This is a genomic window from Halodurantibacterium flavum (assembly GCF_042681825.1).
GTDB classification, from domain to species: domain Bacteria; phylum Pseudomonadota; class Alphaproteobacteria; order Rhodobacterales; family Rhodobacteraceae; genus Halodurantibacterium; species Halodurantibacterium flavum.
On record NZ_JBHUGH010000010.1, the window covers coordinates 1 to 14,291 of the forward strand.

Below are 14,291 nucleotides of genomic sequence, written 5' to 3' on the forward strand. Positions count from 1 at the left end.
ATGATGGCCTGCGCGGTTGCAAGGATGTGTTCCCTGACGCCAGTGTTATGTCGATCATCTTTCATGGACCGGGATATAGTGTCGAATAGACCAGTCGTCTAGGGCCCAGGCGAAAATAATCTCCCAACCCCGATAATCGCACATTTGCGCATTCCGCATGGGAGAAGATACAGCGTTAATCTGACGCCTGGCGCACAAAGTAGAACTGTCGCGGGGCACCACTGAGCCGGCCTCGGCCCGCTCTCTCCGTTAAGGGCCGTAAGCGCGAGCGGTTGGTCTGCGATGCGACGCTGGTCTCGGAACCGGCGAGACGGCCGGCGGAAAGGGCTGAAGCGGCCAATCTGGTGATGGTGCCATTGTTTATGTCTCCGCCGCGCGCCGTTCGGCACGACGCTGGACCCAGCCTTTCGCCCCCGCCACGCTTGCCGGTCGAAGTGTAGCACGTTCGATGCTTGCCGACCGGCCCAACCTGCAGGAGCATCGGCCTACTGCTGTGCCTTCATGAAGGTCAGCACATCCCCAGGACGCTTGTTCTCGGTAATCGCCGCGTTGTTGACGCGCTGCCGCGCCAGCTCGAAGATCCGGTAGGGCAGGGACAGCCCTTTCCAGCGGATCTCGAAGGGCCGGTCCGGCCAGGCATAGGTTCCGACATAGCGCCCGATAGCGCTGCGGACATGCGCGCTGTCATCAAGGATGGCCAGGCGTGGGCGCTTGTTCACCGGCAGGATCGAGGCCTCGGTCATCAGGTCGATCCAGCGGCCCTCGGCGTCCATCATCTGGCGGGCATAGAGCGGCAGATCGCGGCCCTGATCACGGAGACGCCCCATGCCCAAGCTCACCGACACCATCCTTAGCCGCGCGACCACGCACCCCGGCAATCTGGCGATGCCGCTGCCCGAAGGCCTGCACGGCGCCGCTGCGCAAAAGGCCGTCACCGCGATGATCGCACGCGGCTGGCTGGAAGAGGTCGATGCCGACCTCCGCCGCGGCGAGCCGCTCTGGCGCGAGACCGGCGATGGCCATGGCACCACGCTGATCGCCACAGAGGCCGGGCTGGAGGCCATCGGAATAGAGCCGGTGGCGGCCAGCGCCGTCGCCGGCGCGCGGAAGCCGAAGCCACAACCGGATGCGGAACCCGCGCCTACGACCGACGCGCCAAAGCCCGGGACCATCCGCGCCGGCACAAAGCAGGCGCAGATCATCGCGCTGCTGCAGCGCCCCGAGGGAGCATCCATCGCCGAGATCGTCGAGGCGACGGGGTGGCAAGCTCACACCGCGAGGGACATGATCCAGGGGCGCTCAAGAAGAAGCTCGGCCTGCCGGTCATTTCAGAGAAGGTCGAGGGCTGGAGGATGTGCTACCGCCTTCCGCCGCAGTGACACGCACAAGAAAGAGCGGGGGCGACTTTCGTCACCCCCGCTCCAATCGTCACGTCTGCCTGAGTCAGGTTCAGGCGAGGACGAGATTCGTCGCAGATTCACGACCGTTGCGGTCGGTTTCCATGTCGAACGTCACGGCTTGGCCGTCATCCAGCTGGCGGATTCCGGCGCGCTCCAGCGCGGTCACATGGACGAACACGTCCTTCGACCCATGCGCGGGTTGAATGAAACCGAAACCCTTGGTGGCGTTGAACCATTTCACGGTGCCATTGGCCATCGTGGTGTCTCCTCATTATATGCCACCCACATGATCGCGGTGGCCTGGCTCAGTGTCGTCAGAGTCGCAACTGAAGCCGTGAGGAGACAGAAGGTCGAAAGAAGATGCCTTGCCTTACTCAAGTGCCCATCCGCCAGCGTGATTACAAGGTGCGGGCCGGAATAAACACGTCCGAGTCGGCGCGGCAGTTCAGCGCCAGTGTTCGAACAGCCTGCGCAGGGCGTAGCCGCGGATCAGGGAGATCGCGGTGAAGATCCCGCCCCGTGCCAGATTCTCGCCGAGGCTGGAGTGCAGGTCGAACCACGGGAACACCACGATCTGCATGACGACGGCCAGCGCGTAACCCACAGCGACAATAGTGACGGCCCCGATCAGCGACATGCGGCGCGACTGCGTCATGCCCCCTTCCTCGACCGGCGCGCGGACTTCCTGCCCTCCGCCTGTGTGGTGATCCGGTGGGCCGCGCGCCCCGTCGCCATCTCCCACCGCCGCACGGCGACGTCGCAATAGACCGGGCCGAGTTCCACTGCAGAGCAGCGCACCGGACCAGGGGCGGAAGGCAGCGACGTAGGCGTTAACATAACGGCGCAGCGGTTTGCGAAAGAGCTGTTCCTCTATCGTTCGGCGAACCATGCCGAGCGAGGGCATGACCAGCATGTCAAGCCGGAGGCGTCTGGATGATGCACCGGGCGTCCGAAAACGCGCATAGATCAGCGGTTGGATCGATACCGATCCTCGCATTCAGCTTGGAAAATGCGCTCATGGCGGGTGTTCGCCGCAGCGCCTCCCGGAACCGTCTGCGTCTTTACGCGGCAGGGCAAGCTAACTGGTGATCACCCGGCGACCCGGGAAATCGCCAGGAAAACGAGGCCGGCGATGACCGCCGCCGCCGGAACTGTAATCATCCAGGCCGCGACGACAGTCATGAAGTGGGACCGCCGCACCAGCTTGCGGCGGCGTCGTTCTTCGGGGGCTACGGGTTTGCCCTTGGCGATGCCGAGCAGCCTTGCCCGACGCTCGGCGTGCCATTCGCGGTAAAAGCCGACACCGAACACCGCGCCGACCGTGATATGGGTGGAACTGACGGGAAGCCCCAGCCAGCTCGCCAGGATCACCGTGATCGCAGCGGCGAGCGAGACGCAATAGGCGCGCATCGGGTTGAGCTTGGTGATCTGGCTGCCCACGATCCGGATCAGGCGGGGGCCAAAAAGAACCAGTCCGAACGAAAGCCCCGCAGCCCCGATCGCCATCACCCAGAAGGGGATCGCCACCTGCCCCCCGACATCGCCCGAGCCGACAGCATGGACAATCGCGGCCAGCGGTCCCACCGCATTCGCAACGTCATTCGCGCCATGGGCAAAGGACAGCAGCGCTGCGGAAATCACGAGCGGGATCGCAAAGAGCTTCTTGAGAGACTTCTTGCGGTTCTCCATCCCTTCGGATTGGCGGCGGATCACCGGGAACATCGCCAGGGTGGTGAGAAGTCCGATAGCCCCCCCGATCAACGCCGCCCGCGCGAGCGTGATCTGGAAGAGATGGTTGAGGCCCTTGATGGACAGATAGGTCGCAAAGGCGCCCGCCATGATCCCGATCAGAACGGGCACCCAGCGGCGGGCGGCGGCGATCTTGTCGTCGCGGTAGATGATGTAGGCTTTGATGAAGGCTAGAAAGAGTGCTGCAATCACGCCCCCCATCAACGGCGAAATGACCCAACTGGCCGAGATCCGGCCCATCATGCCCCAGTTGACGGCGGCGAGTCCCGCCGCAGTGATGCCCGCGCCCATCACCCCGCCGACCACCGAATGTGTCGTGGAAACGGGGGCCCCCAGCACGGTCGCGAGGTTGATCCAGAGCGCCGCGGCGACCAGTGCCGACATCATCGCCCAGACAAAGACCTGCTGGTCGGCAAGGCTTTCCGGCGCGACGATCCCCCCCGAGATCGTGCCTACGACATCGCCCCCGGCCAGAAGGGCGCCCAATGTCTCGAACACGGCGGCAATGAGCAGCGCCCCCCCCAGGGTAAGGGCATTTGCACCCACCGCCGGACCCATGTTGTTCGCCACATCGTTCGCGCCGATGTTGAGCGCCATGTAGGCCCCGAGCGCGGCGGCCGCGACCACGACAAGGGCCGCCGGGCTCTGGCCCACAAGAAGCGAGGCCGCCACGATGACAAGCAGCACGAAGCACAGCGCAATTCCCGGCGCGACCAGCGGACGCGACACATAACCTGCGGTCTGTTCCAGCAGGTTGATGCGGTTCAGGTCCTTGTCCAGTGTCTTCCACTGGTTGACGGGCTGTTCGGTCACGGGGCAGGTTTATCTGTCATGAAACTGTTACGCGGCGCGAGGTAGCCCGGTTCCAGACGGTGGGCAACCCCAATCGACCCAACATATCGTCTCGCGGCGGTCTCACAGCGCCGACAAAAGCGCCTTCAGGCCGGGCTCATCGACCAGTTCAGCCGCGCGCTTTACCGGAACCCATTTGCGCTTGCGCCGCGCGCCTTCGGGGAAATCGCCGGAGAGGCTATCCACCTTGACCGGAAACACATGCACCTCGGTCGGCAGGGGCACGCCGCCCTGCGCGATCTTGAGATAGGTGTACTGACCCACCGGTTCCGGCAGGACCGAGCCGCGGACCCCGGCCTCTTCCCAGGCTTCCTGCAACGCGGCCTCGGCGAGCGTACGTCCATCCATCGGCCAGCCTTTCGGCAGGATCCAGCGCCCCGTGCCCAGCGAGCGGATCAGGAGCACCTCTTTGCGCCCTGCCTTTTCCCGCAGGCAGAGCGCCGCAGTCTGGATGTAGTTGGGCCGGGTCATCATGGGGGCGACCACATCGCGCAAGGCCTTGGCAAGTCGGGTCTGGATCATCGGAATGCCTGTCTTGTTGTTGTTATTGTCGTCCTGCAATGGTTTCGTAACGTGTGGGTGATCGGCATGTTCCAGCCGGTATCTCAATCTTCCGCGGGGTCTACCTGTCCGCGCATGGCCTTGACCGAGCCGCGCCGCTGTTTTGTCTCGACCCTGCGCCTCTGGCTGGCAAGGGTGGGGCGCGTTGCGACCCGACGCTTTGGCGCGACCAGGGCAGCCGTGATCAACTCGACCAGCCGCTGGCGCGCGATTTCACGGTTGCGCGCTTGACTGCGGGTTTCTTCGGCCCGGATGATGATCGCGCCATCCTGCGTCCAGCGCCGCCCTGCCAGCCGTCGCAGCCGTGCCTTGACCGGCGGCGGAAGGTTGGGGGATCGCGCGGCCTCGAACCGCAGTTCCACCGCCGTCTCGACCTTGTTGACGTTCTGACCGCCAGGACCCGACGACCTGCTGAAGGTCTCGGTCATTTCCCAGGGTTGGATGACGATCTGGTCGGTGACGCGCAGCATGGTGCAAGTGATGAAGGAACGGGCGGCGAATTCAAGTAAAAGGGTCGCCCGTTGGGCGACCCCCGAGTTCAAGGAGATGGGCCAGTTAGAGACGTGGCCCAATCAGGGTTGGGTCTCCCACAGGGGCTGCCCTCAGGCGACCATCCTCCTGACTGTTCTGACACCTCTCTCCAATATCACTCTAGACACTGGACCACCTCCTTTCTGATGAGTTGCAATAAGGAAATGGTGGCACAGATATTGTGTTTGGCAAGGGTTATTTACGCAGGTTTTTGAGTTAACTGCCCCACGATCACCCGGAAGGGGATCAGCGCCAAAAGTGCCAGCGTCAGCTTTACAAGCCAATCCGCAAAGGCCAGCGACACCCAAAGCGGCACCTCGGGCCCCATTCCGATGAGCGGAAGCGTTTCCGCAGCCCAGGAAACGTCATTCGAAGGCTCGATGAAAACAAGGGCAGAAGAAAACGCGATGCTGAAGAAAAGGGCAGTATCGACAGAGCTTCCGACAAGCGTCGAGGCCAGCGGCGCGCGCCACCAGCGCCCGTCGCGCAGCCGGTCAAAGATCGCGACGTCCAGAAGCTGCGCGACAAGAAACGCGGTGCCCGAGCCGATGGCGATCCGCAATGTGACAAGCGGGCCGAACTCACCGTGAATCTGGGTCCCGATCAGCGAGCAGACGATGCCCACCACAAAGCCCGCAAAGACGACGCGGCGGGCAACTGCGGGGCCATAGACGCGGTTCATGACGTCGGTGATCAGAAAGGCGATCGGGTAGGTGAACGCCCCCCAGGTCAGCCAGTCTCCGAACAGGAACTGGACAAGGATGTTGGAGGCGACGACCGTCGCGGCCATGGCAAGAATGCCGGGAATATGGGTGCGGGACATGGATGCGGTCCGTTTTGACAAGGTAGCGGAGAACTTGGCCCTTATGGGCAAGGCGCCCCCTTACACCTGCGGCATGCCCCGTTCAAGCCCCGCGATGGCCCGACGCTTCAGGGCGCAAGCCGGTATTCCACGATCTCGGTCCGCTGCAGGCGGAAAAAGTTGTCGTCGGCGATAAGGGTCAGGCGCAGGCCTCCGGCGGGATCGGCCCAGACCGAGATCCCTTCGAGGTTGTCATGCTGGCCGCGCCGGCTTTGCAGGAGGATCTCGCCGCCCTCCAACCGGCCCTGCCCGATCTCGAACCGCCGGACGCGTGAGGCAAAGCCGCCAAGCAGGCTGAAGTCGCGTTCAAGCAGGTAAAGATGGCCATCCGGCCCGAAATCCGCGCCCACGGGAAGAAAGCGGCCCAACCGCGGAACATGGAACGGCTGCCGCCAGACGTCATCTGCAAAGACAAAAACCGGAAAGCCGCGGGGGTCATCGCTTTGTTCCGGCAGCGTGAGGATCATACCGTCCGCATCGATGGCAAGCGCCTCAAGCGAGCCGTTCGCGGGGAAGCGGGCAAATTCATCTGGCACGGGCAGGGCCGTGGCCGGCCCGCGGGGATCATCGTAGCGGAAAATGCGGTGGACGCCTTCAAACGAAATCAGGATGCGGCCGGCGCCGTCAACCGCAATGCCCTCGGCATCCCTTGCGTGTTCAGGAAGTGGCGTGCCGTCCGTGCCCCGCAGCATCATCGGCGGCGTACTGGCGATGGCCGTGATATTCCCCACCGCGTCACGATCAAAGCTTCCCGTAAGGATGGCCCCACGATCCGAGACGGCGATGAAATCCCGGCCGTTTCCGCTGACCTCGATCGCTGAAAAGCCGCCGAAGCCATGCGCCTCGGCGGGCCAGATTACAGTCGCCGCATGTTCCGCAGTCTGTGCAATGGCGCCGCCTGCGCAAAGCAGAACGGCTAGCGCGCCGAGACAACCTCGGAACATTGCGCGGGCAGATCGGCCATGACGAATTCCCGTGGACCGCGCTCGCGTGGCGGCGGCGGTGTCGTGGGGCGCTCGACCCTCGGCGGGTTCAGGAAATCCGTGACCCACCATTGCAGCGTTTCGTCGCATCCATTTCCATTCTGTGAAAGTTCGGCAACCGTCGGCGTCTGTGGAACGCATGTGGTCGATCCCGCGGGGCAGCGCAGCCGCACATGAAAATGCGTGTTATGGCCGGCGATGGGGCGTATCTTTTGCAGCCAAGGAGTGTCGGCAGCGGTCGCGGTGCGGCACATCTCGATCTTGACGGCAGCGGCGACAAAGATGCGGTCCACCCTTGGATCGCCTGCCGCGCGGCGCATGATTTCGTGATGGATGGGTGTCCAGTTCCGGTTGATGCTGCGCTGATCGTCGGTCCGGACCGAGATGGAGCTGATCCGCTCCCGCTCGGCGACGCTGAGATCGAGCCTGGCGGGCGGCAGCATCCAGATATCGGCATCGAGCCCGATCTGGTGACTGTTATGACCCGATGTCATGGGGCCGCCGCGCGGCTGGCTGATATCGCCCAGATAAAGCCCGTTCCAGCCCAGCAGGCTTGCGGTATAGCTCAGGTCCGCAAGGAACTGGATCATCTCGGGATGGCCCCAGTTGCGGTTGCGGCTCAGCCGCATGGCCTGCCAATAGGGCCCCGTTTCGGGCATCTGGACAAGCCCCGCCGCGCAGCCGCGGGCATAGCTGCCGATCGCGGCGGGCTGATGCGGGGACGGGCCGCGATGGGCGCCGAAAAGCTGGTTGGCCAGGGGCTCGGCCGCAGCGGATTGCGGCAGGGCGATCGCAAGGCAAAGTCCAAGCGCGGCGGCCCCCTGCACGAATGTGGTCAGCGCGGTTCCGGCGCGTGCCATGGCTTTGTCCCCTCTCCCTCCGGTTTTACCCAGACTAGCAACACAAGCCCCAGGATAAAAAGCCCCATCAGCGGCAAGACCCCCATCCCCTGATCATTTGTGATCGCCGTTGTCGCCGCGACCAGCGCGGGGGCAAGGAACGCCGTCGCCTTGCCCGACAGCGCATAAAGACCGAAGGCCTCGGTCATGCGGGCCGGGTCGGCCTGATGCACCATCATCGTGCGCGAGGCCGCCTGAAGCGCGCCGCCCGCCCCGCCGATCAGCCCGCCGCAGATATAGAACACGATGTCGGGAAGGGACGATCCTTCTGCCACAGGAAGGCCCAGAACCCGGCTGCGGTCCGTCAGGACAACGACCAGACAGACACCGATCAGCGCAAGGATGGACGTGACGATGACCGGGCGCGGGCCAAGGCGGCGGTCCGCGCGTCCGCCGATCCAGCAAAAGATGGCACCGGTGATCGCCGCCATGATGCCGAAGACGCCGATCTGCACGATGCTCCAGCCCAGGACACCGGCCGCATAGATCCCGCCAAAGGCGTAGATTCCGTTCAACGCATCCCGATAAAGCATCGAGGAACCGAGCCAGGCCGAAAGACTGGTGCGGCGTGGCAAGCTGCGCAAGGTGCGGGCCAGATCGGTGATCCCGCGCCGCAGCGCATCGGGTGGCAGGCGCCCCTTGCCCGTCTCGGGCACCCACAGGAAAAAGGGGATCACGAACACCAGATACCAGAGCGCCGTGAACGGGCCGACCGCCCGCGTCCCTTCCCGCATCCCGGGGTCGAGTCCCAGGGCGGGCGGCTGGCCGATCAGCGTCACGCCAGCATCGTTCTCGGCCAGAAGCAGCAGCATGACCGCCAGCGACAGGACGCCGCCCACATAGCCAAAGGCCCAGCCGGACCCCGAAACGCGCCCGATCTCGGAACGGGGGGCGAGGTCGGGCAGCATTGCATTCGTGAATATGATGCCAAATTCCAGTCCGATCATGCCCACTGCAAAGGCAAGCAGGATCGGCAGCGTGTTATCCATCCCCGGCACGGCCCACCAGAGCGCAAAGGAGCCGCCGAGGTAAAGTGCCGACCACAGGACGATCCACGGCCGCCGCTTGCCGCCACTATCCGCGATCGCGCCCAGCAGCGGTGCCAGAAGCGCGATGCAGAGCCCGGTCGCCGACAGCATCCAGCCCCAGATCTCCTGGCCGCGGACCGGATCGCTCGCCACCGCGCTGGCGAAATAGGGGCCGAAGATGAAGGTCAGAAGGAGGGTGTTGTAGGGCTGGTTGGCCCAGTCGAAAAAATACCAGCCCCAGATGCGCCTTTGGTTCGTCCTGCCCATCCCGCCGCCCGTCCCTGATGTGTCCGCGGCGATAGAACGCCAAAGGCGCGCGTGGCGCAACCGCCGATCAGCCGGTCCGTTCGGGCGGCCAGGGACGCTGCGCGTCGGCCTCGATCCAGGCCTGCACCCAGCCGGGCAGGGGCGGGCCTTCGGTCGGGTGGCCAAGGGTGGCCAGAACCTCCGCAGGCGGCACGATCCCCTCGCGGCGTGTGACGGCGCTGCGCAGCAGCATGTGGCTGGTGCATTCCCCGTGCTTCCACATGCTTTGCTCGATATAGAAAAAGCGCGCATCCCATCCCAGGCAGCGCGTCCGCATTTCCAGCCGGTCAAAGGCCCGGACCCGCCGCCGGTAACGAAGCGAATTGCCCGCGACGGTTATTCCCCATCTCTGCGCCCGCAGCGCGGCTTCCAACCCGATGCGCCGTCCGAACGGGACCCGCCCAAGGTCATAAAGCGTCAGGGTGCGCCCGTTGTTCAACTCGACCCAGGGATCGAGATCCCACGGCCAGCAGATGTGATGCGACACATGCGTCCCAAGCAGAGGCAGGGCCGGCAGGTGCCGCGCGGCGCGGGCTTCCTTGAACAGGCGGATGAACGGGTACATCGGCTCCTCCGGGCGGTTTTCCGGGATGTTGGGGATGTGGGTCGCCCGATGCGACGCCAAGGTCAAGACAGACGTGGCGGAAACGGTTGCCCTCGCGGCGCTGCGGCGATACCTCTGGACGCAGATGTTTCCGGCCAAGGGCAGCCCATGTATTCGCTTCTGCAGATCCTCAACGTGCTTCTCGATGTGCTTTGGTTCATCGTCATCGCCCATGTCATTCTGAGCTGGCTCATCAATTTCAACGTGCTCAACCCGCGCCAGCCGGTCGTGGGGCAGATCTGGGACGGGCTCAGCCGTCTGCTCGAACCGCTTTACAGCCGCATCCGCAACATTCTGCCGCCGATGGGCGGGCTTGATCTTGCGCCGCTGGTGGTGCTGCTGGGGATCATGGCGATCCGCATCATCCTCGCGAATAACGTGCCGGTCTATTACTGAACCTTGGACAGCGCCGTCGTCACACCCGAGGGGCTGCTTGCCTCTGTCTTCGGATTCCCCTGCTTCCGTCCCGGTCAGGCAGAGATCGTCGAGGCTGTGCGCGCCGGCCAGAACACGCTTGCGATCATGCCGACCGGCGGGGGCAAGTCGCTCTGCTATCAGCTGCCCGCGCTTTGCCGGGAAGGCGTGACGCTTGTGATCTCGCCGCTCATCGCGCTGATGCGCGATCAGGTCCGCGCCCTCAATGAGGTCGGGATCGAGGCGGGGGCGCTTACCTCGGCCAATACCGAGGACGAGAACGAGGCCGTCTTTGCGGCGCTTGATGAGGGACGGCTCAAGCTTCTCTACATGGCGCCGGAGAGGCTCGCGGCCAGCGGGACGCTGGGCCTTTTGCGCCGGATGAACTGTACCCTCATCGCGGTCGATGAGGCGCATTGCGTCAGCCAGTGGGGGCATGATTTCCGCCCGGACTACCTGCGCATCGGTGAACTGCGCCGCAGCCTTGGCGTGCCGCTTGCGGCCTTTACCGCCACGGCGGATGAAGAAACCCGCGCCGAGATCGTCGCGCGCCTGTTCGGCGGGGACCAGCCGCAGATATTCCTGCGGGGGTTCGACCGGCCGAACATCCACCTCGCCTTCGCGATCAAGGAAAGTCCGCGCCGCCAGATCCTGTCCTTTGCGGCGGCGCGCAAGGGGCAGTCCGGCATCGTCTACTGCGCAACGCGCGCCAAGACCGAGACCCTCGCTGCCGCGCTGGAAGAGGCGGGTCACCTCGCCTGCGCCTATCACGGCGGGATGGACCCGATCGAGCGTCGCACGGTCGAGCGCCGTTTTCAGCAAGAGGACGGGCTGATCGTCGTGGCGACCATCGCCTTCGGCATGGGGATCGACAAGCCGGATATCCGCTGGGTCGCCCATGCCGATCTGCCCAAGTCGATCGAGGGCTATTACCAGGAAATCGGCCGCGCCGGTCGCGATGGCGCCCCGGCCGAGACGATGACGCTCTATGGTCCCGAGGATATCCGGCTGCGCCGCACCCAGATCGACGAAAGCCCCGCGCCCGAGGAACGGCGCGCAGCCGATCACGCGCGGCTCAACGCGCTTCTGGGGCTGGCCGAGGCGACAGGATGCCGGCGGCAGGTCCTGCTTGGCTATTTCGGTGAAGCGGCCGAACCCTGCGGGAATTGCGACATGTGCCGCTTTCCCGCGCGACTGTTCAACGCGACGCAGCCCGTGCGCAAGGCCCTGTCCGCCGTTCTGCGAACCGGGGAATGGTTCGGCACAGGTCATCTGATCGACATCCTGACCGGAAACGCCACGCCGAAGGTCAAGGAGAGGGGCCATGACACCCTTCCGACCTTTGCGGTGGGTCGGGACCTGCCGCGCCCGGCCTGGCAGGCGGTCTTTCGCCAGATGATGGGCCGCGATCTGCTGCGCCCCGATCCGGGGCGCCACGGCGCCCTGCGGATGACCGACGCGGCGCTCCCGATCCTGCGCGGCGAGGCAGAGATCATGCTACGCGAGGATACAGTCGAAAAATCGGCCGCTCGCCCCGTGGTCAAGGCGCTGGTGGCCGATGAGGACGCGCCGCTCCTCTCGGCGCTCAAGGCCAAGCGCCGGGCGCTGGCCGAGGCCGCCCGCGTGCCCGCCTATGTCATCTTTACCGACCGGACGCTGATCGAGATGGCCGAGCGGCGGCCCCGGACGCTTGATGACATGGCCCGGATCAGCGGCGTTGGCATGAAGAAGCTCGAAAGCTATGGCGCCGCCTTTCTGGAGGTCATCACCGGCGCCGACGTGCCCGCGCCGCATCCGAGCCGGCGGCGGCTGGCTGGGCGGCCCGCGGCGAGCCTCTATGACCGGCTGCAGGCGATCCAGTCCGATCTTGCACGCGGAGAGGACGGTTCCGCGAAACCCCTTTCCTGCCCGTCGTCCCTGCTTGCGCGCGTCGCGGAACTGCGCCCGCGCGACGCGGCGGCAATGGGAAGGATTCTGGGCGAACGCCGGGCCGAACGGTTCGGCCCCGCGTTTCTTGCCGCCGTGAAGGAAGAACAGGATTAGACGATGCTTGTGGTGATCTCACCGGCCAAAAGGCTCGACTGGTCGGAACCCCCGGCGGTCGAGGCGACCGATCCGGCCTTTCCGGCCGAGGCGCAGGAACTCGCCGGGGTGGCGCGCGGCCTCGATCTGGGCGGGCTGCGCAAGCTGATGCACATCAGCGAGGATCTGGCACGGCTGAACCGCGACCGCTTTGCGTCGTTTCAGGCGGCGCCCTTGCCCGATGATACCCGGCCGGCCGCCTTCGCCTTTGCCGGCGACACCTATGCCGGGCTGGAGGCCCGGACACTGGGTGCCGATGCCTTGCGCTGGGCACAGGACCATCTGCGCATCCTGTCCGGGCTTTACGGCCTTTTGCGCCCGCTGGACCGCATCCAGCCCTACCGGCTGGAAATGGGCAGCAGGCTGCGCAACCGGCGCGGTGCGACGCTTTACGATTTCTGGGGCGACCGGCTGGCAAAGGCGCTGAGCGCCGCGGCCGCAGAGGCAGGCGCAGGCGTGATCGTGAACTGCGCCTCGGTCGAATATTTCTCGGCGGTCCTACCCGGCGCGCTGGACCGTCCTGTTATCACGCCGGCTTTCATGGAACTGCGGGCGGGGGTTCCGAAAATCGTCAGTTTCTATGCCAAGAAGGCGCGGGGCGCGATGGCCCGGTTCATCGTCGAGAACCGCCTGACCGATCCGGCGGCGCTGGCCGAGTTCGACAGCGGCGGGTATCACCACGCACCGGACCTGTCCACACCCGACCGCCCCGTCTTTCTGCGCGAGGGTTAGACCCGCTCCAGCGCCAGTGCGATGCCTTGGCCGCCGCCGATGCACATGGTGATGAGCGCGCGACGCCCCCCGGTGCGATGGAGTTCATGGATCGCCTTGACCACGAGGATCGCGCCCGTCGCCCCCACGGGATGCCCCAACGCGATGGCGCCCCCGTTCGGGTTCACACGCGCGGGGTCGAGGCCCAGCCCCTTGTTCACCGCCAGCGCCTGAACGGCAAAGGCCTCATTGGATTCGATTACGTCGAAATCGGACAGTTCCAGCCATGTGCGGGCGCAAAGCGCCTCGACCGCCGGGATGGGCCCAAGGCCCATCACCCGTGGTGCGACGCCCGCATGGGCATAGCCGATGACCCGCGCCACGGGGTGCAGCCCCGCCCGCGATGCGGCGTCGCTGCGTGCCAGAACGATGGCCGCGGCCCCGTCATTGATGCCTGAGGCATTGCCCGCCGTCACCGTTCCGTCCTTCTGGAAGGCCGGCGGCAGGGCCGCCAGCGCCTCGGGCGTGGTCGGTTTCGGATGCTCGTCCCGGTCGAAGACCTGCGTCCCCTTGCGCGTCTCGATCTCGACCGGGACGATCTGGCTGGCAAAGCGGCCTTCAGTGATGGCCAGGGCCGCGCGACGCTGGCTTTCGGCTGCAAAGGCATCCTGTTCGGTCCGGCTGATCCCCTGTTCACGGGCGATGTTTTCCGCCGTGATCCCCATATGCCCGCTGCCCAAGGGACAGGTGAGCGCGCCAAGCATCATGTCGGTGGCGCGTATATCGCCCATCTTTTGCCCCCAGCGCGCCGCCGGCACGAGATAGGGCGCGCGGCTCATGGTTTCGGCGCCGCCGGCCAGTGCGAAATCGGCATCGCCGAGCGCCAGCGCCTGCACCGCGGATACCACCGCCTGCACGCCGGACCCGCAAAGCCGGTTCACGTTCATGGCCGGAACCGACTCGGGCACGTCGGCGGCCAATGCCGCAAGGCGCGACAGATACATGTCGCGGGGGGCGGTATTGATGACATGGCCAAAGATCACATGCCCGACCTGCCTTGGGTCGAGACCCGCCCGGTCCAGCGCCGCCCGTGCCGCGACCGCACCCAGTTCCGGCGGCGCCATGTCCGACAGCGCGCCGCCAAAGCTGCCGATGGCGGTTCGCGCCCCGCTCAGGATCACGATGTCATCCATGCTGTCCTCCGTTGTCCCCCAGACCCGTGCGATCATCCCGCTTCCGCGCCGGAAGGAAAGCCTGACGTCGCGTTGCGGGCGGGCTGGCGGTCGGGGACGGGACTACCTATATCCCG

Annotated in this window: 14 protein-coding genes and 2 pseudogenes; 4 read left to right on the forward strand and 12 right to left on the reverse strand. The window is 65.5% G+C overall.

Features of this window, described 5'->3' with window-relative positions; genetic code table 11:
* Positions 1-692: 692 nt before the first annotated feature.
* Positions 693-797: pseudogene (locus tag ACFSGJ_RS12830) on the reverse strand (major capsid protein); the annotation flags it as partial.
* A 28-nt stretch (positions 798-825) separates the two neighbouring features.
* On the opposite strand from ACFSGJ_RS12830, the pseudogene ACFSGJ_RS12835 reads away from it, so the two are divergent.
* A pseudogene (locus ACFSGJ_RS12835) lies at positions 826-1,379 on the forward strand (DUF3489 domain-containing protein).
* A 70-nt stretch (positions 1,380-1,449) separates the two neighbouring features.
* Here the strand turns inward: ACFSGJ_RS12835 and ACFSGJ_RS12840 are convergent.
* The 10 genes from ACFSGJ_RS12840 to ACFSGJ_RS12885 all read right to left on the reverse strand — a co-directional run bounded on the left by ACFSGJ_RS12840 (position 1,450) and on the right by ACFSGJ_RS12885 (position 9,736).
* A complete protein-coding gene (locus tag ACFSGJ_RS12840; RefSeq protein ID WP_390262395.1) occupies positions 1,450-1,656 on the reverse strand; it encodes a cold-shock protein in 207 nt (68 codons plus the stop codon).
* 189 nt (positions 1,657-1,845) lie between these two features.
* Complete coding sequence (locus ACFSGJ_RS12845; protein ID WP_390262398.1) at positions 1,846-2,055, reverse strand: DUF7220 family protein; 210 nt, start codon at positions 2,053-2,055, stop codon at positions 1,846-1,848.
* A 434-nt stretch (positions 2,056-2,489) separates the two neighbouring features.
* Entirely contained in the window at positions 2,490-3,962 is a 1,473-nt protein-coding gene (locus ACFSGJ_RS12850) for an inorganic phosphate transporter (protein WP_390262400.1), read from the reverse strand.
* Positions 3,963-4,064: 102 nt separating this feature from the next.
* Entirely contained in the window at positions 4,065-4,523 is a 459-nt protein-coding gene (locus ACFSGJ_RS12855) for an NUDIX hydrolase (RefSeq protein ID WP_390262403.1), read from the reverse strand.
* A gap of 83 nt (positions 4,524-4,606) precedes the next feature.
* Positions 4,607-5,032 (reverse strand): alternative ribosome rescue aminoacyl-tRNA hydrolase ArfB, encoded by a 426-nt coding sequence (arfB, locus tag ACFSGJ_RS12860; protein WP_390262406.1) that lies wholly within the window; start codon positions 5,030-5,032, stop codon positions 4,607-4,609.
* Positions 5,033-5,292: 260 nt separating this feature from the next.
* Positions 5,293-5,916 carry a queuosine precursor transporter gene (locus ACFSGJ_RS12865; RefSeq protein ID WP_390262409.1) on the reverse strand — a complete coding sequence of 208 codons (624 nt, stop codon included), beginning with the start codon at positions 5,914-5,916 and terminating at the stop codon, positions 5,293-5,295.
* 107 nt (positions 5,917-6,023) lie between these two features.
* The gene (locus ACFSGJ_RS12870; protein ID WP_390262412.1) at positions 6,024-6,899 is read right to left on the reverse strand and encodes an esterase-like activity of phytase family protein; all 876 of its coding nucleotides are present in this window, start codon (positions 6,897-6,899) and stop codon (positions 6,024-6,026) included.
* Positions 6,872-7,798: a penicillin-insensitive murein endopeptidase gene (mepA, locus tag ACFSGJ_RS12875; RefSeq protein ID WP_390262415.1), complete on the reverse strand. Its 927-nt coding sequence runs from the start codon at positions 7,796-7,798 to the stop codon at positions 6,872-6,874. The genes ACFSGJ_RS12870 and mepA overlap by 28 nt, the downstream gene beginning before the upstream one ends.
* Positions 7,774-9,132 carry an MFS transporter gene (locus ACFSGJ_RS12880; protein ID WP_390262418.1) on the reverse strand — a complete coding sequence of 453 codons (1,359 nt, stop codon included), beginning with the start codon at positions 9,130-9,132 and terminating at the stop codon, positions 7,774-7,776. Before ACFSGJ_RS12880 ends, mepA begins: the two co-directional genes overlap by 25 nt.
* A 67-nt stretch (positions 9,133-9,199) precedes the next feature.
* Positions 9,200-9,736, reverse strand: a complete 537-nt coding sequence (locus tag ACFSGJ_RS12885) for an acyl-CoA thioesterase (RefSeq protein ID WP_390262420.1) — start codon at positions 9,734-9,736, stop codon at positions 9,200-9,202.
* A gap of 147 nt (positions 9,737-9,883) precedes the next feature.
* On the opposite strand from ACFSGJ_RS12885, the gene ACFSGJ_RS12890 reads away from it, so the two are divergent.
* From ACFSGJ_RS12890 to yaaA, 3 genes are read left to right on the forward strand one after another with little or no spacing between them, the layout of a single operon-like run.
* Positions 9,884-10,171, forward strand: a complete 288-nt coding sequence (locus ACFSGJ_RS12890) for a YggT family protein (RefSeq protein WP_390262423.1) — start codon at positions 9,884-9,886, stop codon at positions 10,169-10,171.
* A 3-nt stretch (positions 10,172-10,174) separates the two neighbouring features.
* Positions 10,175-12,232 (forward strand): DNA helicase RecQ, encoded by a 2,058-nt coding sequence (gene recQ / locus ACFSGJ_RS12895; RefSeq protein WP_390262425.1) that lies wholly within the window; start codon positions 10,175-10,177, stop codon positions 12,230-12,232.
* Between the two features lie 3 nt (positions 12,233-12,235).
* A complete protein-coding gene (yaaA, locus tag ACFSGJ_RS12900) occupies positions 12,236-13,003 on the forward strand; it encodes a peroxide stress protein YaaA (RefSeq protein WP_390262428.1) in 768 nt (255 codons plus the stop codon).
* Here yaaA and ACFSGJ_RS12905 read toward each other — a convergent pair.
* Positions 13,000-14,175 carry an acetyl-CoA C-acyltransferase family protein gene (locus ACFSGJ_RS12905; RefSeq protein ID WP_390262431.1) on the reverse strand — a complete coding sequence of 392 codons (1,176 nt, stop codon included), beginning with the start codon at positions 14,173-14,175 and terminating at the stop codon, positions 13,000-13,002. The two genes, yaaA and ACFSGJ_RS12905, sit on opposite strands and share 4 nt — an antisense overlap.
* Positions 14,176-14,291: the final 116 nt, after the last annotated feature.

Coding starts and splice junctions, on each gene's coding strand:
- ACFSGJ_RS12865 (WP_390262409.1), bottom strand. CDS start 5,916: ATGTCCCGCACCCATATTCCCGGCATTCTTGCCATGGCCGCGACGGTC.
- ACFSGJ_RS12890 (WP_390262423.1), top strand. CDS start 9,884: ATGTATTCGCTTCTGCAGATCCTCAACGTGCTTCTCGATGTGCTTTGG.
- ACFSGJ_RS12885 (WP_390262420.1), bottom strand. CDS start 9,736: ATGTACCCGTTCATCCGCCTGTTCAAGGAAGCCCGCGCCGCGCGGCAC.
- ACFSGJ_RS12870 (WP_390262412.1), bottom strand. CDS start 6,899: ATGTTCCGAGGTTGTCTCGGCGCGCTAGCCGTTCTGCTTTGCGCAGGC.
- arfB (WP_390262406.1), bottom strand. CDS start 5,032: ATGCTGCGCGTCACCGACCAGATCGTCATCCAACCCTGGGAAATGACC.
- ACFSGJ_RS12905 (WP_390262431.1), bottom strand. CDS start 14,175: ATGGATGACATCGTGATCCTGAGCGGGGCGCGAACCGCCATCGGCAGC.
- mepA (WP_390262415.1), bottom strand. CDS start 7,798: ATGGCACGCGCCGGAACCGCGCTGACCACATTCGTGCAGGGGGCCGCC.
- ACFSGJ_RS12880 (WP_390262418.1), bottom strand. CDS start 9,132: ATGGGCAGGACGAACCAAAGGCGCATCTGGGGCTGGTATTTTTTCGAC.
- ACFSGJ_RS12855 (WP_390262403.1), bottom strand. CDS start 4,523: ATGATCCAGACCCGACTTGCCAAGGCCTTGCGCGATGTGGTCGCCCCC.
- ACFSGJ_RS12840 (WP_390262395.1), bottom strand. CDS start 1,656: ATGGCCAATGGCACCGTGAAATGGTTCAACGCCACCAAGGGTTTCGGT.
- yaaA (WP_390262428.1), top strand. CDS start 12,236: ATGCTTGTGGTGATCTCACCGGCCAAAAGGCTCGACTGGTCGGAACCC.
- ACFSGJ_RS12845 (WP_390262398.1), bottom strand. CDS start 2,055: ATGACGCAGTCGCGCCGCATGTCGCTGATCGGGGCCGTCACTATTGTC.